Annotated in this window: 24 protein-coding genes, 3 tRNA genes and 3 pseudogenes; 5 read left to right on the top strand and 25 right to left on the bottom strand. The window is 46.9% G+C overall.

The features are described from left to right. Nucleotides 1-42: 42 nt before the first annotated feature. The gene (locus tag HV229_RS10240; RefSeq protein ID WP_080858831.1) at nucleotides 43-513 is read right to left on the bottom strand and encodes an SRPBCC family protein; all 471 of its coding nucleotides are present in this window, start codon (nucleotides 511-513) and stop codon (nucleotides 43-45) included. A gap of 13 nt (nucleotides 514-526) precedes the next feature. Then, nucleotides 527-676: pseudogene (locus tag HV229_RS26505) on the bottom strand (DUF1571 domain-containing protein); the annotation flags it as partial. A gap of 233 nt (nucleotides 677-909) precedes the next feature. Here HV229_RS26505 and HV229_RS10235 point away from each other — a divergent pair. Beyond that, nucleotides 910-1,251, top strand: coding sequence for a hypothetical protein (locus HV229_RS10235; RefSeq protein ID WP_080858832.1), 342 nt, complete (start codon nucleotides 910-912; stop codon nucleotides 1,249-1,251). 220 nt (nucleotides 1,252-1,471) lie between these two features. On the opposite strand, the gene arsC is transcribed toward HV229_RS10235, so the two are convergent. The 3 genes from arsC to HV229_RS10220 are packed head-to-tail and all read right to left on the bottom strand — an operon-like array spanning nucleotide 1,472 to nucleotide 3,572. Next, nucleotides 1,472-1,897 carry a glutaredoxin-dependent arsenate reductase gene (gene arsC / locus HV229_RS10230; protein ID WP_019077061.1) on the bottom strand — a complete coding sequence of 142 codons (426 nt, stop codon included), beginning with the start codon at nucleotides 1,895-1,897 and terminating at the stop codon, nucleotides 1,472-1,474. A 12-nt stretch (nucleotides 1,898-1,909) separates the two neighbouring features. Beyond that, the gene (locus HV229_RS10225) at nucleotides 1,910-3,199 is read right to left on the bottom strand and encodes an arsenic transporter (protein ID WP_016156830.1); all 1,290 of its coding nucleotides are present in this window, start codon (nucleotides 3,197-3,199) and stop codon (nucleotides 1,910-1,912) included. Nucleotides 3,200-3,251: 52 nt separating this feature from the next. Beyond that, nucleotides 3,252-3,572: a transcriptional regulator gene (locus HV229_RS10220; RefSeq protein WP_016153468.1), complete on the bottom strand. Its 321-nt coding sequence runs from the start codon at nucleotides 3,570-3,572 to the stop codon at nucleotides 3,252-3,254. Between the two features lie 86 nt (nucleotides 3,573-3,658). Here HV229_RS10220 and arsH point away from each other — a divergent pair, with 86 nt between their 5' ends. Beyond that, nucleotides 3,659-4,357 (top strand): arsenical resistance protein ArsH, encoded by a 699-nt coding sequence (gene arsH / locus HV229_RS10215; RefSeq protein WP_181547470.1) that lies wholly within the window; start codon nucleotides 3,659-3,661, stop codon nucleotides 4,355-4,357. 24 nt (nucleotides 4,358-4,381) lie between these two features. Here the strand turns inward: arsH and HV229_RS10210 are convergent. Continuing rightward, nucleotides 4,382-4,552, bottom strand: a pseudogene (locus tag HV229_RS10210) (IS30 family transposase); the annotation flags it as partial. Nucleotides 4,553-4,686: 134 nt separating this feature from the next. Here HV229_RS10210 and HV229_RS10205 point away from each other — a divergent pair. After that, nucleotides 4,687-4,857, top strand: coding sequence for a YnfU family zinc-binding protein (locus HV229_RS10205; RefSeq protein ID WP_162835200.1), 171 nt, complete (start codon nucleotides 4,687-4,689; stop codon nucleotides 4,855-4,857). Nucleotides 4,858-5,249: 392 nt separating this feature from the next. On the opposite strand, the gene cspA is transcribed toward HV229_RS10205, so the two are convergent. Further along, nucleotides 5,250-5,465, bottom strand: a complete 216-nt coding sequence (gene cspA, locus HV229_RS10200) for an RNA chaperone/antiterminator CspA (protein ID WP_016153470.1) — start codon at nucleotides 5,463-5,465, stop codon at nucleotides 5,250-5,252. Nucleotides 5,466-5,762: 297 nt separating this feature from the next. Here cspA and cspH point away from each other — a divergent pair, with 297 nt between their 5' ends. Further along, nucleotides 5,763-5,975, top strand: a complete 213-nt coding sequence (cspH, locus tag HV229_RS10195) for a cold shock-like protein CspH (protein WP_049040548.1) — start codon at nucleotides 5,763-5,765, stop codon at nucleotides 5,973-5,975. A gap of 817 nt (nucleotides 5,976-6,792) precedes the next feature. On the opposite strand, the gene HV229_RS26450 is transcribed toward cspH, so the two are convergent. From HV229_RS26450 to uvrY, 15 genes and pseudogenes are all read right to left on the bottom strand, one after another. Further along, nucleotides 6,793-8,187 carry an HNH endonuclease family protein gene (locus HV229_RS26450; protein WP_256435244.1) on the bottom strand — a complete coding sequence of 465 codons (1,395 nt, stop codon included), beginning with the start codon at nucleotides 8,185-8,187 and terminating at the stop codon, nucleotides 6,793-6,795. Beyond that, on the bottom strand, nucleotides 8,180-8,665 hold the full coding sequence (locus HV229_RS26275) for a DUF262 domain-containing protein (protein ID WP_252491783.1): 486 nt from the start codon (nucleotides 8,663-8,665) through the stop codon (nucleotides 8,180-8,182). The genes HV229_RS26450 and HV229_RS26275 overlap by 8 nt, the downstream gene beginning before the upstream one ends. 57 nt (nucleotides 8,666-8,722) lie before the next feature. Beyond that, complete coding sequence (locus tag HV229_RS10185) at nucleotides 8,723-9,232, bottom strand: hypothetical protein (RefSeq protein WP_047358320.1); 510 nt, start codon at nucleotides 9,230-9,232, stop codon at nucleotides 8,723-8,725. A 51-nt stretch (nucleotides 9,233-9,283) separates the two neighbouring features. Then, nucleotides 9,284-10,039, bottom strand: coding sequence for a SprT family zinc-dependent metalloprotease (locus HV229_RS10180; protein ID WP_080858834.1), 756 nt, complete (start codon nucleotides 10,037-10,039; stop codon nucleotides 9,284-9,286). Beyond that, complete coding sequence (locus tag HV229_RS10175; RefSeq protein WP_080858835.1) at nucleotides 10,036-13,320, bottom strand: type I restriction endonuclease subunit R; 3,285 nt, start codon at nucleotides 13,318-13,320, stop codon at nucleotides 10,036-10,038. The genes HV229_RS10180 and HV229_RS10175 overlap by 4 nt, the downstream gene beginning before the upstream one ends. A gap of 69 nt (nucleotides 13,321-13,389) precedes the next feature. After that, entirely contained in the window at nucleotides 13,390-15,174 is a 1,785-nt protein-coding gene (locus HV229_RS10170) for a cold shock domain-containing protein (RefSeq protein ID WP_080858836.1), read from the bottom strand. Nucleotides 15,175-15,196: 22 nt separating this feature from the next. Further along, a pseudogene (locus HV229_RS10165) lies at nucleotides 15,197-15,881 on the bottom strand (YecA family protein). Continuing rightward, complete coding sequence (locus HV229_RS10160; protein WP_080858837.1) at nucleotides 15,878-17,062, bottom strand: restriction endonuclease subunit S; 1,185 nt, start codon at nucleotides 17,060-17,062, stop codon at nucleotides 15,878-15,880. The pseudogene HV229_RS10165 and the gene HV229_RS10160 overlap by 4 nt, the downstream one beginning before the upstream one ends. Next, nucleotides 17,052-18,575 (bottom strand): type I restriction-modification system subunit M, encoded by a 1,524-nt coding sequence (locus HV229_RS10155; protein WP_181547468.1) that lies wholly within the window; start codon nucleotides 18,573-18,575, stop codon nucleotides 17,052-17,054. The genes HV229_RS10160 and HV229_RS10155 overlap by 11 nt, the downstream gene beginning before the upstream one ends. Nucleotides 18,576-18,808: 233 nt before the next feature. Further along, nucleotides 18,809-18,895: transfer RNA gene (locus HV229_RS10150), tRNA-Leu, on the bottom strand. A 12-nt stretch (nucleotides 18,896-18,907) separates the two neighbouring features. After that, nucleotides 18,908-18,981 (bottom strand) — tRNA-Cys (locus HV229_RS10145). A 51-nt stretch (nucleotides 18,982-19,032) separates the two neighbouring features. After that, nucleotides 19,033-19,108, bottom strand: a tRNA-Gly gene (locus HV229_RS10140). Between the two features lie 151 nt (nucleotides 19,109-19,259). Then, a complete protein-coding gene (gene pgsA / locus HV229_RS10135) occupies nucleotides 19,260-19,808 on the bottom strand; it encodes a CDP-diacylglycerol--glycerol-3-phosphate 3-phosphatidyltransferase (RefSeq protein ID WP_016153472.1) in 549 nt (182 codons plus the stop codon). Nucleotides 19,809-19,863: 55 nt separating this feature from the next. Further along, nucleotides 19,864-21,696, bottom strand: coding sequence for an excinuclease ABC subunit UvrC (uvrC, locus tag HV229_RS10130; RefSeq protein ID WP_181547466.1), 1,833 nt, complete (start codon nucleotides 21,694-21,696; stop codon nucleotides 19,864-19,866). Then, the gene (gene uvrY / locus HV229_RS10125; protein ID WP_006684079.1) at nucleotides 21,693-22,349 is read right to left on the bottom strand and encodes a UvrY/SirA/GacA family response regulator transcription factor; all 657 of its coding nucleotides are present in this window, start codon (nucleotides 22,347-22,349) and stop codon (nucleotides 21,693-21,695) included. Before uvrY ends, uvrC begins: the two co-directional genes overlap by 4 nt. A gap of 458 nt (nucleotides 22,350-22,807) precedes the next feature. On the opposite strand from uvrY, the gene HV229_RS10120 reads away from it, so the two are divergent. Continuing rightward, entirely contained in the window at nucleotides 22,808-23,032 is a 225-nt protein-coding gene (locus tag HV229_RS10120) for a DUF2594 family protein (RefSeq protein WP_016153474.1), read from the top strand. Nucleotides 23,033-23,098: 66 nt separating this feature from the next. Here HV229_RS10120 and sdiA read toward each other — a convergent pair whose 3' ends face one another. From sdiA to tcyL, 3 genes are all read right to left on the bottom strand, one after another. Further along, nucleotides 23,099-23,821, bottom strand: coding sequence for a transcriptional regulator SdiA (sdiA, locus tag HV229_RS10115; protein ID WP_181547464.1), 723 nt, complete (start codon nucleotides 23,819-23,821; stop codon nucleotides 23,099-23,101). A gap of 231 nt (nucleotides 23,822-24,052) precedes the next feature. Next, nucleotides 24,053-24,805, bottom strand: a complete 753-nt coding sequence (tcyN, locus tag HV229_RS10110; protein WP_003030477.1) for an L-cystine ABC transporter ATP-binding protein TcyN — start codon at nucleotides 24,803-24,805, stop codon at nucleotides 24,053-24,055. Then, a complete protein-coding gene (tcyL, locus tag HV229_RS10105; RefSeq protein WP_003030474.1) occupies nucleotides 24,802-25,470 on the bottom strand; it encodes a cystine ABC transporter permease in 669 nt (222 codons plus the stop codon). Before tcyL ends, tcyN begins: the two co-directional genes overlap by 4 nt. Nucleotides 25,471-25,480: the final 10 nt, after the last annotated feature.

The following is a 25,480-nucleotide window of genomic DNA, read 5'->3' as shown; positions in this document are numbered from 1 at the left end:
TAAGCCATTTACAGCCAAAAAAGTACAGCAGCGGAGATACGTTCAGACTATATACACAGTCGTTGCCAGTTTGCGGGCTAACCCTCTTGCCCCCTCGCGCATGACCGTATTGTGATTCCAGCGAAATACAGGTGCTGCAAGCGGGGCGAGATAATTCATCCAGCGGATCGTGGTACGCACATTCCAGTCATATCTGACAATAGTCGCTGTACCATTGGCAGTAAAAGACCATACCCCTCGCCCTTCCACCGCGCCGCTGGCTTGTCCTTCGAGCAATGTGCAAGGCCGTATTTTCAACACATTGATATCAAAGGTTAAGCGATAAGGAAGCGCCCCTTTCCAGGTATAACGATGCAACGCCCCAATACCCCGTAAATCCCCTTTCCTTATCTCAACGATGCGTTCCAGACTTCCCCACCATTCAGGCCACCTGTCCGGATGGGAAAAAACATCCCATACCTCCTGAATTGAAGCCTCAACCCGCCAGACTGTGGAAAACTGATAGTCAGCCATAGTGCAGGCTCCCTCAAGGCGTGAAAAAATTGACGGGGAAACGGGTGTTAATAACCATAGCATCCAGAAGAACAGTTTCTAATCGCTGCCCATCTGGCGCATAGCTGATCACTTTGGCAGGGAGTCCATGATAGTTATCCAGCCAGATGTCGTAGCGGTGAACGCAACTCGCGGAGAAAATGAGACGCGCATAACCGCCCCCTGTATCGGTACTATCTGCAAACTGGAGTCATCAGCTGTCGACTGTTTTTATTATAGTTCTTAATTGCGCGGCACTCCTCTCCCGGCCCCTCAGACTCCGTACAGACAACAGGCTTAAATTGTTCATTTTCTATTCAGATGAGATGAAGGTATAAGACTATACTTTAATAGCCATACTTTTAATGGGTATTAATCATGAAACTGCCATCGGTATTGTCATGCGCCGTCCTCGTATTGCTGCTGGCGTCATCGTCCGCCGCAGCCAGCGCGTTACAAAACCAGGCCGCAAGAGAGCAAGAGTTAAGCGCGGCACTTCTTGCAGGAAATGGCGTCATCATCATTGGCGGGACGGATGATTTCGCTTTCACATTCAGGGCACGTAACCGAATCCACAGACATTTGGCGATTCAGGATGGCATAGGCGATCCCATCATGATGAATGGTTTTCAGGACCACAACTATAATCCCGCCCGGGATGGCTTTATCAACAACCCAGCCCGGGGAAGGTTTATGTTTAATGCACCGATTCGTCGATAGATTGATTGGCAATGGGGAGTGTGTAGCGGGCGGCTTAACGTATCTGGCTGGCTTACTTGACGCAAAATATCTATGGTTCGTCAAAAGCCGGCACAAAAAAACCACCCGTAGGTGGTTTCGCGACACTGCTTATTGCTTTGATTGTTCTATGAGGGTTATCAGCCAAGAGCAGACCCCGGTATGAAGTTAAACAGGCTCCCGATAATATTAAGCGGAAAGATTACTTAACCCGCTTCCCTGTTTCGTCAATGACCTTTTCGCCATCCTCTTTGGTAAAAGAGCCTTTCTGACCTTCAGGTAAAATATCCAGCACAATTTCTGAGGGACGACAAAGACGCGTGCCAAGCGGCGTCACTACAATCGGCCGATTAATCAGGATCGGATGCTGAATCATAAAATCGATCAACTGCTCATCAGAAAACTTATCTTCATCAAGACCCAGCTGCTCATAAGGTTCAACGTTCTTACGCAGCAATGCGCGTACTGAAATGCCCATATCTGAAATCAGTTTGGTCAGTTCATCACGAGTCGGGGGCGTATCGAGATAATAAATAATAGTTGGTTCGTTACCGCTGTTACGGATCATTTCCAACGTGTTACGTGAGGTGCCACAGGCCGGGTTGTGATAGATGGTAATGTTGCTCATATCAGTATCTCATTACAAAGTGACAGAGAGCCGCCACGCCAGCGCGGCCAGAGTGACGAACAGCACGGGCAGAGTCATGATAATGCCAGTGCGGAAGTAATATCCCCAGGTGATGGTCATATTTTTCTGTGCCAACACATGAAGCCACAGCAGAGTTGCCAGACTGCCTATCGGGGTGATTTTAGGACCTAAATCGCAGCCAATCACATTGGCATAAATCATCGCCTCTTTGACGACGCCGGTCGCAGCACTCCCGTCAATGGACAATGCGCCAATCAGCACCGTCGGCATATTGTTCATCACAGACGACAGGAAGGCAGTCAGGAAGCCGGTACCGAACGTGGCAGCCCATAAACCTTTGTCTGCCAGCATATTGAGTACAGCAGAAAGATACTCGGTGAGTCCTGCATTACGCAGGCCGTAGACGACCATATACATACCCAGCGAGAAAATCACGATCTGCCAGGGCGCCCCGCGCAGCACTTTCCCGGTATTAATGGCGTGGCCACGCTTGGCTACTACGAACAGCACCGCAGCCCCAACTGCTGCTATCGCGCTTACAGGGATCCCCAGCGGCTCCAGAACAAAGAAACCGACCAGCAGGAACAGCAGAACAATCCAGCCCGCCCTGAACGTCGCCGGATCTTTAATCGCACTGGCAGGCATCTTGAGCAGTGAAACATCATAACTGGCTGGGATGTCACGGCGGAAGAAGAGATGGAGCATGACCAGCGTGGCAGCAATGGCCGCCAGGTTCACAGGGACCATCACGGAGGCATACTGTGTAAAGCCCAGGCCGAAGAAATCCGCCGAGACAATATTGACCAGGTTAGAGACAATCAGCGGCAGGCTGGCAGTATCTGCGATAAATCCTGCAGCCATGACAAAGGCCAGCGTCGTCGCCTGGCTGAACCCCAGGGCGAGCAGCATCGCAATCACAATCGGCGTCAGTATCAGTGCAGCACCGTCGTTAGCAAACAGCGCAGCAACAGCAGCGCCAAGCAGTATTATCCAGGTAAACAGCAGGCGACCACGCCCGTTACCCCAGCGGGAGACATGCAGCGCGGCCCATTCAAAGAAACCGGACTCATCGAGCAGCAGGCTGATGATAATCACCGCGATGAATGCCGCTGTTGCGTTCCAGACGATATTCCAGACTACGGGAATATCATCAATGTGGATGACCCCCGTCCCCAGTGCCAGTAAGGCTCCGATACTTGCGCTCCAGCCAATGCTGAGACCTCTGGGCTGCCAGATGACCAGGACCAGCGTCAGTATAAAAATACTCCCTGCCAAAAGCATTTTAGATTCCTTTATATATGAATATGTGAATATGTGAATATGAAAAATTCTCTCAACAGGATGTGCAGGCTGATTTTTTCAGCCATTCACCCACATCTTTCCTCAGACACTGCCAGGACGTCGTGATCGTCTCAGCGGCCCACGCTGGCATGTGGGGAGACAGACGGTAGTGAATCCATTTGCCTTCCCGGCGGTCAAGCACCAGCTCTGCTTCACGCAGAATAGCCATGTGGCGAGAAATTTTAGGCTGTGATTCAGAGGTCGCCGCGCATATATCGCACACGCACAGTTCGCCGGATTCCCGGAGAAGCATAACAATGGCGAGACGGGTTTCATCCGACAGGATTTTAAAAAGCTGAACTGGCTGTAGCATTTTTTACTCCGTTCCCTTTAGAATACATATATGATAAATCATATGTGTTTATTTTGAAATCACAGAACTTCCCGAAGGAGTAAAAAATGGAACACTTTCCTGCACTGAATGCTGATTGCTTCGATCAGCAGATTGCTGAACGCCTGCAGCTCCAGGAGCCGCCACGCATACTGATCCTGTATGGCTCGGTAAGAGAGCGTTCTTACAGTCGCTTTGCCGCAGAAGAAGCGGGACGCCTGCTGACGGCAATGGGGGCGGAAGTAAGACTGTTTAATCCCTCAGGTTTACCCCTGCCGGATGATGCCCCAGATACGCACCCAAAAGTCACCGAGCTGCGCGAGCTGGTCAGATGGTGTGATGGGATGGTGTGGAGTTCCCCAGAGCGGCATGGGGCAATGAGTGCGGTGATGAAGGCACAGATCGACTGGATCCCCTTAAGCGAAGGGGCCGTTCGCCCTTCACAGGGAAAAACACTGGCGGTGATGCAGGTCTGCGGCGGGTCGCAGTCTTTTAACGCCGTGAACCAGATGCGTATCCTTGGGCGCTGGATGAGGATGTTCACGATCCCTAACCAGTCCTCAGTAGCCAAAGCCTGGCAAGAATTCGATGAGAGCGGGCGAATGAAACCTTCGTCCTGGTATGATCGTATCGTCGATGTCGCCGAGGAGTTGTTTAAAATCACGCTGCTGCTCAAGGGGCAAACCGATTACCTTGCCGATCGCTACAGTGAACGAAAAGAGAGTCATCAGGAGCTTTCATCCCGCGTCAATCAGGCGAAAATATAACGTCCTTTCTTTCTGAGCTCAAACTCAAAAACGTCCGCTTTTTGCTGTGCGTTCAATGCTGGATGCAACAATGTTAATTCTTTGCTGGCTGTGAACCGATAAGCCAGCTCCTTTTGGAAAATACTGTCTGAGCAATCTTTTCGTATTTTCATTAGAACCACGCAGCCAGGGAGATTGAGGATTACAGAAATAAATTTGGGAAGCCGCCCTTATCATCAGGCTCTTTGCGATACCTTTTCTTTATATTTACATATCCAAAACATCATAAAGTTAAGATTTTTTGGACAAATTAGGGTATGGTTGAAGTTCATCCACTCAAGGAAAAGCCTATGTCAGAACGTAAAGACTCTAAATCACGCCGCAACTATCTTGTCAAATGCACCTGTCCAAACTGTACCCAACAATCTGAACACAGTTTTTCAAGAGTTCAAAAAGGTTCTCTTTTAATCTGTCCTCATTGCAATAAAGTATTCCAGACAAACCAAAAAGAAGCAGCCTGAATCCGTTTTAGACCCTATTTCTGGAACAGAATCACCACATCTGTATTTTAAGATTTATCAAGCTACAGATAATAGAAAACCCGCTGGCTGCGGGTTTAGTATTTTCATATTTAAAAATAAAAAATATGGTGATATCTGGGAAAAGCTATCTTCTTGCGTATGTTGTCGTGCAAAGCAAGTGGTTAGACTTTTCGTGCAGCGAACCTACACGTACTCACAATGGTCAGCATACTTTCTCATGCAAAAGAGAGATGAAATATGCTGACCGTTGCCCTGAATGCCGGATCAGTAACATTTCATCTCTACTGACCCAACAATACATCCATTGCTTCTGTCAGTATGTCTACTCAGGCTTTAGCCTTCTTCGTTATCGCATACAGACAATAAAGGATTTACTCTGTAATAACTACATTGCCAGCAACCGGACCTTTAGTACCATTCTCAATGGAGTATGAGACTTTTTGCCCTTCAAACAAGGTGCGGAAATTATCGCTCTGGATAGCAGAAAAATGTACAAATAAATCTTTACTACCGTCAACAGGAGAAATAAAACCGAATCCCTTATCGGCATTAAACCATTTTACTAAACCATTCATCTTTTTTGACATTTTGTATTCCTTAATTTGGCCTTCCGGCGAACATGGTTTTATTACAGAAACTACTTAGTGCTTAGTGGGGAGACTCAAAGAAGGGATAAATATAAAACACCTGAAATGAGAACTGCTTTAGTAAACTACTTTGTATTTTGTCTGTTCTTCAAACCGACGCGACCATTAACGCACGGGCGTATATAATAATCAATGTTTATTTTAGCTATCCAGATCTCACGATAGCTGAAAAATATTTCTGGCATTATCCAGGGGTATGTGTATAGTGCAACACGTTATTAGCTTTAAGGAATTTTTTTGTCTCGTAAAATGACAGGAATTGTCAAAGCCTTTGACTGCAAGAGCGGTAAAGGCCTTATCTCCCCCTCCGATGGTCGCAAAGATGTACAGCTTCACATTTCAGCCTTAAGTCTCCGTGACTCAGAAGTACTCATCCCCGGATTACGCGTTGAGTTTTGTCGAATAAATGGTCTTCGAGGCCCCTCGGCTGCGAACGTTTATCTCTCATGACCTGTAGCCGCCCCTCCTGACTTCTGGAATCATAAAAGAGAATTTCAAAACAGGGAGAGTTTCATATGTATCAGAAAATCTATCTCAACGACTGGCTGACGGGCCTTAAGAGCTCATGCTGCACGCTGATAGTAACTCTGCTTGTTTTCATCTAACCTGTTAGTTCACCGCATACTGATGGTGCAAATAGACCGGTAAGAGTTGCAATAGCGTTGGCGTATCTATGTTACGCCCGTCAGGGTGATATGCTTGCGTTACACCCCAAATGCCTGTGATGCACAAAGGATGAAAGCCAGGGGATTTCTGATCTTGAAGGTTCGCTGAGCGAGAAGCGAGAAATTTCAGGCACAAAAAAACCACCCGTAGGTGGTTTCACGACACTGCTTATTGCTTTGATTATTCTGTTCTTTCCCATGGTACCCGGAGTGGGACTTGAACCCACACAGCGCGAACGCCGAGGGATTTTAAATTCTACGTAGGATCAATGAGTTACATAGCAGTGCATTGCGAAACTTTGCTGACGTTGAATGGTCGTCTTTGCAACCACTGGCAGAAAATGGATAGCCGTAGATTGCGTTGAGCACAGAAACAGCACAGGGTAATCGTCTACCTGGTCCTGTAAAGGAGGTTGTTGCCACACAAGCTAAAGCGCTTGACCTGCCCCCAGTATTCGGTACAACTGTCAGTTAGTAATATCTGTTCTGTGAACCGCTCTCTGAATGTGATCCATTCATAATCAGCGCTACCTTTAGAGGTTGAATACCCAGCCCCTGGTAAACATAACGTTCCAGGGGGTACTTTGCGATGAAGGATATTTTTACAGCGTAAATTCGTTTCCGGGTCCAGTGCCCAGGTTATTTACTATATAAGCATCTATTCTCTGATCATTAAATCGCCAGCAGTCAATGGCAAGATCCATCAGCAGGCGTTGCCTTGATGTGATGTTTTCCGCGGACCAGTCTTGATATTCATATCCATATTTCAGCTTAAAGCGATTTAATGCAGTGTTATCACCAATTGAGTACTGGGAGTGGAGTAATCGAGTCATGATGATTTCAGAGTTTAAATATTCTGTTTGTTTTTTCAAAAACCAGTCTTCACTCAAATCATTGCAGTTATTGACGGACTGGTTAATTGTACCCTCTAATAATGTTACATTACCAATCTTGTAGAGATAACTTGTTCGATTTGCATCAGAGAACTCCCCGTTTTCAGGGGCGTTTCGTACCGTCTGAGGAAGAATATGCTCAATTTGCATCTGCTGAATAGCCTGCTGGCTCTTTTCCGGAAAACCGCAAAGATGGCGGATATGATTCTCTAATCTACCCAATACATAACGTTGGCGATACTGAGGCGTAAAATTATAGTCATTAATAATTGAGAATCGTTCTTTAAATTCATCTAAACGCTCCACAACAAAAGGTATAAGTGTTGCTGAAACAACATTTGCAACCTCTGCTTTCGTTTTCACATCCCGAAGCTTTACAGCCCATTGAGTAAAGCGTTGCTCATATGTCTTCGATTGAATAGCCATTGTATTTGTAAAGAATAAAAAGCTCTCAAGTTGAGCACCTAAGAAATCCATTACATCATCAGAACAACTAATGTCCAATGCCATTAGTAAAACCAAATGCTGACGTGAGCGATATTTATTAATATATCCAATGTTACTTACGTTTGGAAAACGGATATTTTCACGCCAGTAGGCTGCTTCATTTGTTGCATTGACCAGGTTAGCGTATCGTTCTGATAATTTTTCCAATTCTTTGACGAGGACCATAGGGCGTGTCTTATACTGCAACGACAGTTCCCCCTCAGCTGAAATGATCCATTTATATATATCATCTTCACGCAAAATCCCGTGATGATATCGTGCCATCAGAAAGTAACGTAAAAAACGAAGCGGGTTATCACTTTCGCCGCAAGACTCAAGGTTATTAGTGATGGATTTCCATGTTGTCTTTATTGCCGAAAACTGTTCTTCTTTTATCTGACTGAAAATCAAATTTTTAACAAGATCCATAGCATTAAGGCTGGCACCACGCTGATTGATCGTTTCGAAGATCTTTAATGCGCTACTTAAGTTCTCTGATTCAATGACAACCAGCTCAACTTTTGTTAAAAAAAAGCGAGCGAAGGAGATTAATCCATTCAAGCTATCTTGCAATTGGTATTTAAGATAATCACGAATGTGATCATACGCGTCAGCCATTTTTTTTTACTGAAGCTGTTTCCGCAAAGGTATTGGTTTGCCCTTCAATTAACCGCGAAATAAATCCTCGACTTTCTTCATATTGAAGATCTAGTCTAATTAGATTTTCCTCACTATTAATATCATAACTAGAGAGCCATTCCTCAATAGTTTTCAGATATTCCAGCCCTTTTTTGTCAAGTGTATCCAATCTATCTTTTAATAGATCCCGTAAGGCACACATAGTGATGACAATAGTGGTCAACCGCTGCTGTCCGTCAATAACATCATGCTTTTCCCCATTCTTTACGATAATAACAGAACCGAGAAAATAACCATTTTGATCTTTCTGCTCTGGTTGGTATTCATTGTCTAAATCCATGATAAACTGTTCAACCTGATCATCAACCTTCCATACATACTCACGTTGATAATCGGGAACTAAAAAATAATAATCGCTTAATTTTGATATATTTTTTACATCGGCTTCTATTTTCATTTTATATCCTTACATAGCTGGATGAACACCACAGATCATACTGATCCCAGATCCAATTCACAAACGAACAGGAGAGTAGACCCCTTCTACATTACAGCTATCTCCGTCATCAAAAATCAACTCTCCTGCACTATAACCATCCATGGATAAAATAGCCTTTTCATTGAGAGCCAGACTAAGGCACATTGATGTTTTTATCATATTATCTGTACCATAAACCTCATACCAGTTATCTTCTTTTTTAGAAACCTCTACCTCATACTTTCCTGAGTCAATATTAACCATGCTAAATACATTATCTACATCACATGAATCCTTGCTATCTGTAAAAATTATTTTTTTATCATAGCCATCAACCCTGAGATATGCGTCTTCAGAATAAGCATAAACATAACAATATTTAGTATTAACAAAAGAATCCTTCCCAGTAATTTGATATAAATTACTATCTTTTCTTGTGACATTTATTTCCCACGTATTGGCATGAACATAACCTGGAGCCAAAAACAGGGTTAATAAGAACGGTCCAATCTTGGCTTTAAAGTTTCTAACAATTTTGAAAAACATAAAACCCCTTCTTATATAGTTCTGTAATATTTTAATTTAGCTGGGCTCTTACTACATATCAGCCAACAACATCCCAGCCATGCCATCCAGCCGTTTCTTGACCTTTTCCCACCCAGGCATAACCTGCCCCATCAGGCGGTAAAACTCTTCACTGTGGTTGTGCTCAGCAACATGGCATAACTCATGTAGCAAAACATAATCGATACATTCTGAGGATGCCTTAACCAGCCATGGATTCAGGGTCAGACAGCCTTTTGCTGAACAGTTGCCCCATTGCGTTTGCATCGCCCGCAGACGTATCGGAGGACGCTCACTGACCCAAAGGGTCTGCGGAATCAGTAAATCAAGCCTGCGCTGAAAAACATCTCTGGCACGTTCCCGATACCATTCGGCCAGCAACGCTTTAATCTTTTCTGCCGATTTGTGTCTGACAGTCACTTCCAGCCGCCCACGCAACATTTTCACTCGTTGCGGTACAGTAGCGTCTTCTGTCACTTTCAACTGATATTGCTTACCGAGATAATAATGGCTTTCTCCGCTGACATACTGACGCGAAACAATGTGTGTCTGTTGCTCCCTGAAATCACGCAGTTGCTGGTATATCCAGCGACTTCTTTTTTTCAGCGCAGACAACACCTCGTGCTCCGGTGTTTCTGGAGGTACAGAGACAATAACCCGGCAGTCCGGATGCACCTTGATGAGCACCCTGCCCTTAACGACCTGACGCGAAACACACTGTACGACGATGACCTCATCACCATAGACAATGCGTATTGCTTTCATTGCTGGCGACTCTTTTTCACTCATGATTTCATTAAACCAACGCGCAGTATCTGGATGATAGTTTCCACAATACGGTTTACCTGGTTCATTCCGGCACCTATTTCCCGGCAGGCCGTAAACAGCAGCGGTAAGAGATTTGTCTTGACTGCTTTCTCGATATCCTGAGGGTTCAGGGAGTTTTCTGCCACCGCTTTGACGATAATGCTGTCCACTTCAAAAGCAAGTTTTGTCCACTTATCCTGCACCTGATCGTCGTTTACCGCAAAAACCTCAGGTAGCTCTTTTTTAAATACACCGTAATACGCCTGAGCATGTTTGTTTACCGCCAGTGCATCCGGGATATCACTGAGCTTACGGGCTTCAACTTTTTCTTCAAACTCACGGAATAGGAGATACTGTTTTAGTGGATGGTCGAACAGTTTTTCTGCTTCTTCGATAGCCATACGCAGGAGTTTTGAAAAAGCCTCCTGAGCGTACGGGTCATCACGCAGTTCCTGCTCAATCATCTTCGTCACACGGGTTTTAATGATGTCGGTTTCATTGCGGGTTTTATTGTTGTCCCACTCTTCGGGCTTTTCGCTCTTGCCCATTTTACCTACTTCATATACGCCATTCGGTTCGCGAACCTCAACGCCGGTGACATGCTTATCCAGCAATTTTTTCACTTGCTCAGCGTAGTCGTCATAATTGACCTGCTCGCCGCTGACCTGCATTGCCCACTGGCGCAGACTGGACATCTGTTTTACGGTTTCTTTATAGAGATTTCGGTCTTGTTCCGTAAAGCTCTTGTCGGTGAAGAAGGTAGCGGACTGCAGTGCCACTTTCAGGCATCCGGCAAAGGCCGTTAATGCCTCGAAGAAATCATCACGGGTTTTCTGATGGATATCGACCATATCTCCGTCACGTTCTTCCATTTTAGGCACCAGAACTGCACGCAACTGCTCAGTATCATTCTTGTTTATGACACCGGCAAATATGGCCCACAGTTGGTTATAGAGATGTGGCAGCCGCTTGTATTCAGAACTCATGGCGCTGTACAACCCATCAATATCCTTGATGTCGTATCCTCCTTGAGTTCGGGAGGCGAGATCCTGATATTTACCGATAGTCGTGTCCAGCTCAGCCAGAATGCCGCGATAATCAATCAGCAGACCGAACTTTTTCAGTGGATGCAGTCGGTTCACCCGGGCAATCGCCTGGATAAGGTTGTGGGACTTGAGCGGCTTGTCGATATACAGCACGGTATTCTTCGGTTCATCAAACCCGGTGAGCAGTTTATCAACGACGATCAGCAATTTAAGCTTATCATCGGTATCGAAACGACTGATGATATTGCGGGTATACACAGACTCCTCCTGCGTGCCGACATTATCCTTCCACCATTTCGTCACTTCCGGCAGTTTGCTTTCATCCACCTCGGTATTCCCTTCCCGGGAATCCGGCGGGCTGATAACTACAGCTGACTCAAACAACCCGGCTTCATCAAGATACTTTTTATATTTGATGGCGGAAATCTTGCTGTCGCAGGCAAGTTGCCCTTTCAGCCCCTCATCGATATTCTTCGAGAAGTGTGTGGCGATATCGAGTGCGATCAGCCGGATGCGGTCATCTGCACTGTAGACCTCACCTTTACGGGCATATTTACGTTTAAGGTCGGCTTTTTGCGCTTCGCTTAACCCATCGGTAATACGGTCAAACCAGGCATCTATTGCCCGGTCGTTTACCTCAAGATCAGGAATACGCTCCTCGTAGAGCAGAGGCGTCACCGCCTGATCTTCTACCGCCCGCTGCATGGTATAAGCGTGGACAATCGGCCCGAATTTATTGGTGGTCTTATCTTCTTTCAGCAGAGGCGTACCGGTAAATGCCACAAAGGCGGCATTCGGCAGGGCCAGTTTCATTCGCACATGGTTCTCACCACCCTGGCTGCGGTGTCCTTCATCAATCAGAACGATGATGTTGGGGCTGGTATTGACGCATTCAGGCAATTTTGTCGCTGAGTTAAATTTCTGGATAAGGGTAAAGATTATACGTTCTTTACCAGAGCCAATCTGCTGTGCCAGCTTCTGACCAGAGGTCGCCATCGCTTTGGCTTTATCATCCTTCCCGGCCAGTTCTCCACCAGAAGCGAAAGTACCGCTGAGCTGCCCTTCAAGATCGACACGGTCCGTCACCACCACAATGCGACACTGCTTCAGGCTGTCATGAAGAATCAGCGCCTTGCTGAGGAAAACCATGGTGTACGATTTACCTGACCCCGTGGTATGCCAGATCACCCCACCTTCCCTGCCCCCATCCGGTCTGCGAGTACTGATGCGTTCCAGCAGTCTTTTAATCCCGAACACCTGCTGATAGCGAGCGACTATCTTCCCGGTCTTTTTATCAAGCAGCGTGAAGAAGCGGGTCATCTCCAGCAGACGTTCCGGCGAAAGCAGGCTGATAAGCAGCTTATCCTGTCCACTGACAGCCAGTTCACCTGCGGCTATTAACTGTTGGTACCAGTCGAGATCGGCTGAAGGACGATGATCAAACAACGCATGAATTTGTTCAGACGATAACTTATGGTTGCGCAGCGCATACATCTGCGCGTCAGTAATATCTTCTTCGCGCCATGCCGCCCAGAATTTCATTGGTGTATGACAGGTACCGTAGCGCCCGTCATGCCCGTTAATCGATAGTAATATCTGGCTGTAAGCAAACAGCTGCGGGATTTCATCGTTGAGCTGGTTGCGGATACTCTGGGATATCCCCTCGTCAATGGTTGGCCCTTTCTTACCGTGACCTGCCGGGCTTTTCGCTTCAATGACAGCCAGCGGGATACCATTAACAAAACAGACAATATCCGGCCTGCGGGTTTCAACACCGCCTGACCGCAATACCGTAAACTCTTCAGTAAAATGGAACTGGTTATTTTCCGGATGTTCCCAGTCAATCAGCGCAATCGTGGGGTTCACCTTCTTGCCATCGACAAACTCGGTGACAGCAATACCGTAGAGCAGATGGTTGTACATCCGCTCGTTAGCTTTCAGCAGCCCTTCATTCAGTGCCGGAGAACAGACCTGTGATATCAGGTTATCCAGTGCCTTTTCCGATAACTGACAGGTTTTGCCACCTGCCATAAACGAGCGCTTCGACAACACCTCACGCAGAACCGGACGCAGCACTACCTCATCCTGTTTATAGCCCCGATAACCCATAATCTGTTTCGGGGATAAAAACGTCCAGCCGAGGCTGGTTAGTAATGTCAGTGCCGGAATTTTGGCGCTGTATTCTTCCTGGAATTTAGGTTGGTAGTGCTTATCCACCCGGTAATCCTTCTTGGCAAAGAGGTGAAACTGTATGCCTGGATGGACATACTCAAAATGGACGAAGACTTATGATGAAAAGAACGGCGAGTCCCGATAAAGGCGATCGTACTTGACCTGTTCTGTCTCTCCCTTGTTTACATTACCAAATTTCTCCTGATGCGTCGTACAGCAGGAACCACAGGATGCACAAATAAATCGTCCTTCTGAACATTTTTCATGCAAATCTCTGGCGTCAATTATTTCGCTACATTTGTAACCAATACAGTGATTAATGTAATGCCCAATACCAAACTGTTCGCAGGAATGACTGGCGCATTTAAAGACGGTTAGACGATACGCGGCCTGGAAAGGTTTTTTCACAAATCCTTTCGACTTCGTATCCCAGACGCTGACCTCAACACGAGCATATTTCATATCTGGAACCATCAACACCCCACAACTACGGCAATTCAAGCGGGAATGTAATTCTCTGATACGGTTGAAATACCCGGCCAGTTTAATTGGGAAATCTCGCTTAGAAGGTTCGCCAGCAAACAGATAGGTCATGCCATAATGGGCAAGCCAATCATAAATAGTGAAATCAATATAATCCCGACTGAGGTCGGGTAGTACCTGCGGATCATGGCAGACTTTCGAACGACAAAGGTATTTTTTCTCTATCGTTCCATCAGACTGTTTTGCATTCCAGTGAAATGCCTCACAGGATAATTTTAAATTCCGGGAACGAATTTTCAATGAGCTACACTGCGGGAATAATTTGAAAACAGAAGGATGACTTACAGGGATTTTACCCGATAACACTCCCTGCCATATCTCATGCAGAATAATACTCAGAACCGACTGTTCATCGTTGCGCCCAATCAACGGCAACAATTTACTCAGAATAAAGTATTCAGGATCAGAAGAAATCTCAGGATTTGATTCAATATCATTAACGAAACTGAAATCTTTTCTGAACACTTTCTGTTTAATCAAATACGCATTGATAAAAGGACTAATCACGGAATGTTTGTAAAATTTCTCTCTCGATGAGAATTTCTGCTGATAGGCATCACGGACAAATGGTTGTATATTCATTTTATTTTTCGTGAAACTACGTCGAACAAAGTTTCCTATATCATCATGCCGATGTTCAAGAATCAGCTTACTGCTTATATAATCGTAAAATGCCAAGTAGAGAATAGCACTTATAGATACGTGACTGAGTAATACATTGATGATGTCCGATGGTGCCCCCCCCTGGCAACTCGTAGCCGCAGAACAGCTTTTCACCCAAACAGCGAACTGACCAATATTATCATCGATAAATGACGAAGGCATGACCGCAGGAGATATTTGTTGTGCGATTAAATCATCAAAATTTTTATCAGAGGCGAAAGATGTAAATTGGTCATCGTAGTTACGTGATTTTAAAAATAGCGGTAATATTTTTGTGGCAGCAATATCACTCATAACTAACCGAGTTATAGCACCTTCGCCAAAGGACTGAGTAAGGCAATTAACAATGCTGTCACGATAAGGCCAACGAACGAAATCAACACCCTCCTCAATAATAGCCCGGAGATACTCAATGAGGAGCTCACCCGTCTCCTCATCTGTTTTATCAAGTAAGTGAACGTTAAAAGCTGTAGGCTTACCATTTTTACCTGTACCTTGCCTGAACAGTACCGGTGTATTGTCAGCAGGCGTATAGTTCCGGTTTATCTCATTCTTATGAAAAAACAGCTCATTACCGTTCTCAGACGAGATAAACCCAAAGTTATTTTCTCGATCCGTTTTGCTGTTATAGCCTCCGAACCAGAGAACATGTCCCAGGTACCACCGGGAACTATCTAGACTGTTCACTGCCATAAGTAAGCCTCCTTCCGCTTTGTCAGTGCAGGCAGCACTTTTTAAATTTTTTACCGCTGCCACACGGACACGGGGCATTACGACCGGGCAGTTTTTCTGCCCTCTTCACGGGAACAGGCCGGGATGATACCTCTGACATTCTCACCGACAACCAGTGCTGATAAAGCGCCAGTGCCGCAGGCTGAATGAGAGTAATACTCTGTCAAATTGAGCGGGTGACATTTTCTCAACCACAGGGAAGTTTTTTTCGATACCATGAAGGGCTATTGCCTCCAGCGAGGGGCGTAAGGCCTCCGGCAAGGCTGACCAGTCATCCAGAGACCGGCCTTTCATATACCCGAAACACCACACTCTTCGACGATGGTATATGTTTTACCTTTAACCTTACGTCCATTGAATATCGGTTCAAACTGTTCAGGGACCTCATACAAGCAGCCTGCAATATCGTTAATATGCTGAAAACACAGCCCCACAAAACGCGTCATCTCGATTTCGGTGGCCCAGTGAGGGTGGTAGTCACCACGTCCCCAGATAGCACTGAGCCAGGTATTAGGGGGAATCATATTAGGGCCAGAGACAATCGCCGTCAGGAAGCCATCCAGCTCAGAGAAACAGAGCACAGAGTCATCATTACCATATTTCAGCAACACCTCTTCCAGCCAGTCGATTTCCCGGTCAGTCAGTGGCCCTCTTTTCGTCAGTTTCATGCAGCAACAGCCTCATCGATTTTCACCCGACGTTTCCCGGTCAGTAATTGCTGCATCAGGGCTTTTTTCTCGTCTTTCAGGCAGGCGAGTTTTTTCTCCAGCGTGGAGATTTCGACGTCAGCTGCGGACAGGACGATGGCGATTTTTTGTTGTTCTTCATAATTAGGTATTGCTAATTTTAATGTCTTTATGTCATCACTATTGATTGATTCAAATGTGCTACCTTGTGATAGGGAACACCATTTTGGTTCAAACCAAAGAAACCATTGATAAAGAAATGATTGGCTCATTTTTCTCTTGGATTTTATAGCCGATATACCACGCCCTATACATGCTTTATGTTGAGAAAGTGCAACAGTACCTACAGGTGCCCTGACACTTAGAAGAATATCTCCGGGAGAACATTCTTTCGTAATGTCAGACGTATAAACTCTGGGACATGAAACTCGGCACTTTATATCGGTATTACCCTGTATTAATGGTAAACCTAAGCCATTATCATTGTAGGCTTCGGATTTAGGCGATGACCCCATAATAATATGCGCTACTTCAGACAATGAGCACGTATACCACTCCCCACTAAATCTCCCCCCATTCTCATCCAGCAACCGTTTTTTTCCCGTGAGCAATTGCTGCATCAGGGCTTTTTTCTGCTGCTGACTATTGGCGAGCAGCTTTTCCGTCACCGAAATGGCCTTATCCCAGGTTGACAGGATTTGGGCTATTTTCTTTTGTTCAGCAACAGGAGGGGTAAGCACAAATTGATTATCAATGTCTTTTTTTTGAACATGTAATAATGTTGATTTGAAACCATGAGCCTGCGCTTCAATTTTTTGAGTTATATGCAATAAAGCTAAATACAGCCAGTGTCCATGAACATTTTCATTTGCAAATACCTTGTAGATATGCTGATTCAAAACACCTTTTGGCCCATTCCAAATGAAAGGACCGAAGGATACACCTTTTGTACCTGCCCAGGAAAATAGTAACTGCCCTGGTTCAACCAACCATTTATCCTGAGGAACACCTGAAAAATAGTTATAATTATCGCTTCCATTCAAATTTTGAATTCGAATGATAGGGATACCTTGTGTATCCCACTCATGTGGCTTAAAACTATTACCATTTTGTAACTTACAAATATCTGACACTTGGAGAAGCGTCCACCCCTTAGGCACCATAACCCAACTCCTCCAGATAACCCGCCATCTGCATTTCCAATTTCGCTAGTTCCACTTTCAATTGCTCACGCTCAGCACGCACGGCTAGTAAATCAATCTCGTCCTCTTCCTCAAAGGTATCCACATAACGAGGGATATTGAGGTTGTAATCGTTGTCCTGAATTTCCTTCAGGCTGGCAAGATAAGCGTATTTCTCGACGTTATCGCCATTGCGGTAGGTCTTAACGATTTTTTCGATGTTTTCTTCACTGAGCTGGTTCTGGTTTTTACCTGCCTTGAATTCGCGGCTGGCATCGATAAACAGCACCTTGTCATCCACTTTCTGTTTTTTGAAAATCAGAATCGCAGCCGGTATCCCCGTACCGTAAAACAATTTTTCCGGCAGACCAATTACCGCATCCAGCAGATTTTCATCAATCAGTTTTTGGCGAATCTTACCTTCGCTGGAACCACGGAACAGCACACCGTGTGGCACTACCACGCCCATACGACCTGTCCCCGGTTTCAGGGTTTCTATCATGTGCGAGATAAAGGCGTAATCCCCCTTAGTCTTCGGCGGTACACCACGACGGAAGCGGCCAAACTTATCGTTCTCGGCCTCATCGTGGCCCCACTTATCCAGGCTGAACGGCGGGTTAGCGGTCACGATATCAAACAGCATCAGGTCGCCATTTTTATCGAGCAGCTTCGGGTTACGAATGGTATCGCCCCACTCGATTTTGTGGTTGTCTTCGCCGTGCAAGAACATGTTCATTTTCGCCAGCGACCATGTAGAGCCAATGGCCTCCTGACCGAACAACGCATAATTGCGGCTATCATGTCCTGAGACAATTTTACGCCCGCACTTCATTAGCAAAGAACCGGAACCACAGGCCGGGTCGCAGATGGTATCACCCGGTTGCGGATCGAGCAGTTCAGCAATCAGATCCGAGACTTCCGGCGGAGTATAGAACTCACCTGCTTTCTGCCCACCGCTGGCGGCAAAGTTTTTGATCAGATATTCGTAAGCATTACCGATAACGTCCAGCGTACCTACACGGCTCGGCTTCAGGTTGAGATCTTCACCGGCGAAGTCTTCCAGCAACTGGCGCAGAATTGTGTTCTTCTGTTTTTCTTCACCCAAGCGGTCAGTGTTAAACGAAATATCCTGGAAGACACTTTTCCCGGCGTCTTTCAGTTTGGTGCCATTGGCTTCTTCAATCGCATGCAATGCCTGATCGATACGCTCGCCGTTGCCCGGTTCATGACGGCGCTCATACAGAGCATAGAAACTGGCGATTTTTGGCAACACGAAGCGTTCATTCGCCATCATCGCTTCAATCAGCTCCGGCGTATCACCATATTGTTCTTTATATTCGTCGTAGTGATCTTGCCAGACATCCGAAATGTACTTGAGGAACAGCATGGTAAGGATAAAGTCTTTGTAAGTATCAGCACTGATGGTGCCACGGAAGGTGTCGCACGCGGACCACAGGGCTTTGTTGATGGTATCCTGACTGATTTTATTATTCATGAATCATCCAATTACGAGAGTGATTGCACCAGCATTCAGCATTGGCAATTAATGGGCTAATAATACCGGAAAACATATTTTGGGGCATGTCATACTCTGACAGAAATCAAAATGAAGTAAGAGGAAAAAGAGAAATGAAGCAGGATGATGAACGCAATAAACAAAAACAAAAAAACCACCCGTAGGTGGTTTCACGACACTGCTTATTGCTTTGATTATTCTTTTCTTTCCCATGGTACCCGGAGTGGGACTTGAACCCACACAGCGCGAACGCCGAGGGATTTTAAATCCCTTGTGTCTACCGATTCCACCATCCGGGCTCGGGAAGAAATTGGAGGCGCGTTCCGGAGTCGAACCGGACTAGACGGATTTGCAATCCGCTACATAACCGCTTTGCTAACGCGCCGAAATCTTCTGGCTTTTCAGCCGACATCCGCTATTGCCGATGTCTTTAATTTGGAGCGGGAAACGAGACTCGAACTCGCGACCCCGACCTTGGCAAGGTCGTGCTCTACCAACTGAGCTATTCCCGCATCACCAAGTAACTTTGTTAATCACTTGATTTTGTTATCGTCTGGCAATCAGTGCTGCCGTTCGATGCGTTGCATTCTACTTACCTGACGCAATGAGTCAACGATATTTTTCACCACTGACGATCGTTTGCTGAAATTTGCGCCGAAACGATCACTGTTCAAGCAAATCTCCCCACGCAGCGCTCAAATACTGGAACATTGACCACAACGTCAGTATCGCGGCGACGAAGAAAAGTGCGATCCCGGCGTACTCTACCCAAATATTTGGACGCCACAGCAGCCATGCGAGCGCGGCCATTTGCGAAGTGGTTTTCACTTTACCGATCCAGGACACCGCCACACTGCTACGTTTACCCAGTTCAGCCATCCATTCACGCAGCGCAGAGATAATAATTTCACGCGCGATCATCGTGGCGGCAGGAAGCGTTACCCACCAGCTGTGATAGTGCTCGGTCACCAGCACCATCGCGATAGCCACCAGTACCTTATCAGCGACCGGATCGAGGAAGGCGCCAAAACGCGTGCTTTGGTTCCAGCGACGCGCCAGATAGCCGTCAAACCAGTCGGTGACCGCCGCAATACAGAAGATCAGCGCACAAACGAAGGGAGCCCAGGTGAATGGCAGATAAAAAGCCAATACAAAGAATGGGATCAGGATGACGCGAAACAGCGTGAGCAACGTAGGGATATTAAATTGCATATGACGGATAACTATCTGTTGTCAGTAAAATTACCCCTATGTTGCTACAGAGGGCCTAATGTTTCAACGAGTAGAAGATCTTTTCTGCCAGAGCTTGCGAAATACCCGGCACTTTTGCAATTTCTTCAATACTCGCGTTACGAAGACCTTGCAAACCGCCCATATATTTCAACAACATCTGCCGACGCTTCGGCCCGACACCTTCAATAGTCTCCAGCATGCTGGTACTTTTCACCTTCGCCCGTTTTTTACGGTGCCCGCTAATTGCATGATCGTGAGATTCATCGCGGATATGCTGGATAACGTGCAATGCAGGCGAATCCGGCGGAAGGCTAAAGCCCTCACCTTCCGGCTCAAAGAACAACGTTTCCAGACCAGCTTTACGATCGGCCCCTTTTGCCACGCCCAACAAAAGCGGGTGCTGTTTGTCCCAGGGAACGTCCAGCTCAGCAAAAACGGCTTTCGCCTGCCCCAGTTGACCTTTCCCGCCGTCGATCAATATGACGTCCGGAATCTTACTTTCTTCAATCGCCTTACCGTAGCGCCGACGGAGAACCTGATTCATTGCCGCATAATCATCACCAGGCGTAATACCCGTGATGTTATAGCGGCGATACTCGGCGCGCAGTGGTCCATTGGCATCGAATACCACGCAGGAGGCTACCGTCTGCTCGCCCATCGTGTGGCTGATATCAAAGCACTCCATGCGTTTCACTGCGGGTAACTTGAGTACTGATGCCAGCGCCGTCAGGCGTTGAGTAATGGTCGACTGCTGGGAAAGTTTTGTGGTTAACGCCACCGCCGCGTTGGTACGCGCCAGCTTCAGATACCGCGCGCGATCGCCTCGCGGTTTCGTCTGAACGTTGATCTTCCGCCCGGCCAGCTCAGACAGAGAGTCTGCCAGCAGGGTTTTATCGCTAAGATTAAAATCGAGCAGGATCTCACCGGGTAAGGTGCGCATCTGACTTCCCTGCAGATAAAACTGTCCGACAAAGGTTTCAACGACCTCGCCGAGTTCTGTTCCACCTGGTACTTTCGGGAAATAGCTACGACTGCCTAACACTTTACCCTGGCGAATAAACAGCACGTGCACACAGGCCATGCCAGCGTCAAACGCCACGCCGATGACGTCCAGATCATCTCCGGTATTAGAGACAAACTGTTTTTCGGTCACGCGGCGTACGGCCTGAATTTGGTCACGAATGCGGGCAGCCTCTTCAAACTCGAGATTCTGGCTGGCTTTTTCCATCCGGGCGATCAGCTGCGTTAATACCTGATCGTCTTTTCCGGACAGGAACAGACGAACGTAATCAACCTGCTGCGCATACTCTTCCTCACTCACCAGGCCCGCCACACACGGACCGAGGCAGCGGCCAATCTGATATTGCAGACAGGGCCGCGAGCGATTGCGATAAACACTATTTTCGCACTGACGAATAGGGAAGATTTTCTGCAGCAACGCCAGCGTTTCGCGTACGGCGTAGCCGTTAGGGAACGGTCCAAAGTACTCGCCTTTGGCATGCTTGGCCCCGCGATGCATTGCCAGGCGAGGATGGGTATCGCCGCTGAGGAAAATAAAAGGATAGGATTTATCGTCGCGCAGCAAAACGTTATAACGCGGCTGATACAGCTTGATGTAGTTGTGCTCAAGCAATAACGCCTCGGTTTCGGTGTGCGTAACCGTGACATCAATCTGCTGGATTTGCGCGACCAGTGCTTCGGTCTTACGCGATGCGAGGTTGCTACGGAAGTAGCTGGAAAGCCTTTTTTTCAGGTCTTTCGCTTTCCCGACGTAGATGACCGTCCCGGCGTCATCATACATACGATAAACGCCGGGCTGACTGGTCACGGTTTTCAGGAACGCTTTGGCATCAAACTGATCGGTCACTGGCTTGTTAATGTCTCCGCATTACACAGGCCATGGCGAATTGCCAGGTGAGTCAGCTCAACATCGCCGTGAATGTTTAATTTACTGAACATTCGATAGCGATAGCTGTTCACCGTTTTAGGACTAAGATTCAGTTGCTCTGAGATCTCATTGACCTTCTGACCTTTGGTGATCATCAGCATAATCTGCAACTCACGTTCAGACAAACTGGCAAACGGGGTTTCCGTTTTCTCAGGCTCAATCTGGCTAAGCGCCATCTGCTGAGCGATATCGGAGGCAATATAACGTTGGCCAGAATAAACCGAACGAATCGCACTCACGACCTCCTGGGGCGCAGCCCCCTTACTGAGATAGCCCGCGGCTCCCGCCTGCATGACTTTTGCAGGTAACGGGTTTTCGGTATGGACAGTCAGCATGATCACTTTAATGTCAGCCGTTGAACGCGCAATTTTACGCGTTGCCTCAAGGCCACCAATACCGGGCATATTCATGTCCATCAGCACAACGTCAACGGAATTTGAGCGGCACCATTTTACCGCATCTTCACCGCAGCACGCCTCACCGACAACTTTAATGCCTTTTATATCTTCAAGAATGCGTCGTATCCCTGCGCGCACCAGTTCGTGGTCATCAACAAGAAAAACGTTGATCAAAGGAATATCTCCAGAATAGGGATAACGCTACCGATAGTTAATCGGTCCTATGTTAACGGGTTTTATCTCAACTTTGAAATGTAAAAATCGCCGTCTTTCGATTTTGCTCTCGTTTTTGGAAATTAGAAGGTACGACGAGTGGAAACTTTCTGTTATGGCAACCTTTTGCCACGGTTATATCTGCATAGCTGTTTCAGAATAGTGACAAAAAATTCATATTCGTCCGTTGAATGCAAAATAGGCAGCTAAAGTTGTAACAATAATTAACGAGTAAAATACTCGAAATAAACAACAGGTGGAGAAAATATATGCAGCGCAACATGTTGTTTATTTTAATGTCCGCGACTTATGTTTGCGCAGAAAACAACCGCTGATATTTTTAGCCTCGCTTATGGTATACTCCGGCGCCTTAAGATTTGACATCGCACTTTTTCATTGAAACATAACGAGGAAAATAAATGAGTACGCCTGACTTTTCCACTGCTGAGAATAACCAGGAACTGGCCAACGAAGTCACCTGCCTGAAAGCCATGTTAACGCTGATGCTGCAGGCAATGGGCCAAGCCGATGCAGGGCGCGTGATTCTTAAAATGGAAAAACAGATCGCGCTGATTGAAGATCAATCACAGGCTGCGGTATTTTCCAGCACTGTTAAGCAAATTAAACAGGCCTACCGCCAGTAATAAGAACCCGGCTGACAGCGATGCTCTCAGCCGGGTTTGCGTCTGACACTCAGAACGATAATTTACTCAGATCAGCCCGGTTGCCGCAGCATAACAGGCGATCTGCGTTTTGTTGGGTGCATTAAATTTCTTTTGCATATTTTTCTGGTGAAAGTTAACGGTATTTTCAGAAATCGACAGAATTATCGCTATCTCTGAAGAGGTTTTCCCCTCTGCCGTCCATTTCAATATCTCTTTTTCCCGCTTGCTAAAGCGCATCTCTGGCGCCATGACCATGTCATCTTGCAGTCGCGTCAGTACCGACAAGCTTTCCCGCACCAGCAGTTGCATCCTGAGCTCTACCTCATCGTTTGCAAAGCGACTATTACGGACACTCGCACGCGATACCGATAAAAAACCCAACGCCCGATTAGGCAACATTAAGCATTGCGTCATCCCTTTACGTAAACCGTGATTGCGCGCGGCATCCCACAGGGGCTGTGCATCGCGAAATAAGGTATCGTTCCAGGGTAAATGCCCCTGACTGAAGTTTTCAGGCTTCAGCACCGGATCAATAGTGAAATAATTCTCGGACTGATAATGCGCCACCCATGCTTTGGGATAGGTCGTGTGAAGCGACGTTTTAGGTCGGGTAAAAGGTACGGGATGACGAACACAGAGCGCGTAAAAATCGAACTCTAAATGCTGCGTCTGTTGTTGTAATTCATTATAGACATCCTCTGCCGTCGCCATTTCCTGAAAGCGTAACAGCATGCTCCGTCGCCAGGTGAAGAAATCATGACCCTGCATACTAAGTGGTAATACCCCTGAGATTGATAATCATCCAAACATATGAAACAAGCTAACACATAAATGTATTTTATATATGCAAATTATCGGACAAATGGTCAATTACTTGAGCATTACTCAACGACGGCAGGAAGTAACAGTATTGGGAGTTAATAATAAAGCAATAATTATAAATAGTTATGCGAACAGCACTCGTCAAAAAACAATTTCGACGAGTGCTGCATGCACTATTTATTGCATCAGAAACTTTTCAAGAAACTGACGGGTTCGCGGTTGCTGCGGATGCGTGAATAAGGATTTAGCGGGCCCTTGCTCCACTATCCGTCCTTGATCCATAAATATCGCCCGATCGGCAACGTCGCGTGCAAAGCTCATTTCATGCGTCACAATCACCATGGTGCGTTTTTCCTGCGCCAGTTGGCGGATGGTATTAAGTACCTCACCAACCAGTTCAGGATCAAGCGCGGAGGTCGGTTCATCAAAAAGAATAACCTCAGGTCGCATCGCCAACGCCCGGGCAATAGCCACGCGCTGCTGCTGCCCGCCGGACAAACGCCGCGGATAGCTGGTTTCTTTACCAGCTAACCCGACTTTCGCCAGCAGTTCGCGCGCTCGGGCTGTCGCTTCGGCTTTCGGTTCGCCTTTAACAATCACCGGACCTTCAATAATGTTTTCCAGCACCGTGCGATGCGGGAACAAATTAAAGTTCTGGAACACAAAGCCCACGTGCTGGCGCAACTGACGAATCAGACCTTTCTGCTGAGTTAACGAACGCGCGGTATCAATGGTAATCTCACCCACCTTAATGGTGCCCGCCTCGGGTTGCTCCAGCAAATTAATGCTGCGCAGCAGCGTAGTTTTGCCCGAGCCGCTCGGCCCGATAATCGCCACAACTTCACCGGGTTTGACGTCAAGATCGATCCCATGCAGCACCGTTTGCCCATGGAATTTTTTGACCAGGTTTCTGACTTCGATAGCACTCATTTCGGCTCTCTCTCCTGGCGATTCAGTTGCTCTTCAAAATAGTTTTGCAGTGCAGAAAGCACCGTCGCCATCACCCAATAAATCAACGAGGCTGCCAGATACATCGTGAATACCTCCAGCGTACGCGAGGTAATCAACTGCGCCTGACGGAACAGTTCCGGTACCTGAATAGTCGCGGCCAGAGAGGTGTCCTTCACCAGGCTGATAAAGCTGTTACTCAGCGGCGGGAGCGCAACCCGCGCAGCCTGCGGCAGGATTGCCCGGCGCATGGTTTGCCACCGCGTCATACCAATACTGGCACCCGCTTCCCACTGCCCTTTGTCGATGGAGGAGATTGCCGCACGCAGCGTTTCCGCAGCGTAGGCCGCCGTATTAAGCGATAAGCCAATCATCGCCGCCGGAATAGGATCAAGCTCAATACCAAACTGCGGCAGACCGTAATAGATCATGAACAGCTGGGCAATCAACGGCGTTCCGCGAAAGATAGAGATATAAAAGCGCGCCAGCCAGCGCACAGGCAGCAGCGGCGACAGACGCATCAGCGCCAGGATAAACCCCAGCACGAGACCAAAGAACATCCCACCGATACTCAGTTGCAGCGTAAACACTGCGCCCTTGAGCAGATACGGCAGAGAATCAATCACCAGTTGGATACTTTCATGCATTAGCGTTTTT

The organism is Citrobacter sp. RHBSTW-00524, assembly GCF_013747755.1.
GTDB lineage: Bacteria > Pseudomonadota > Gammaproteobacteria > Enterobacterales > Enterobacteriaceae > Citrobacter > Citrobacter braakii.
This window is presented reverse-complemented; position numbering and strand designations above follow the sequence as displayed.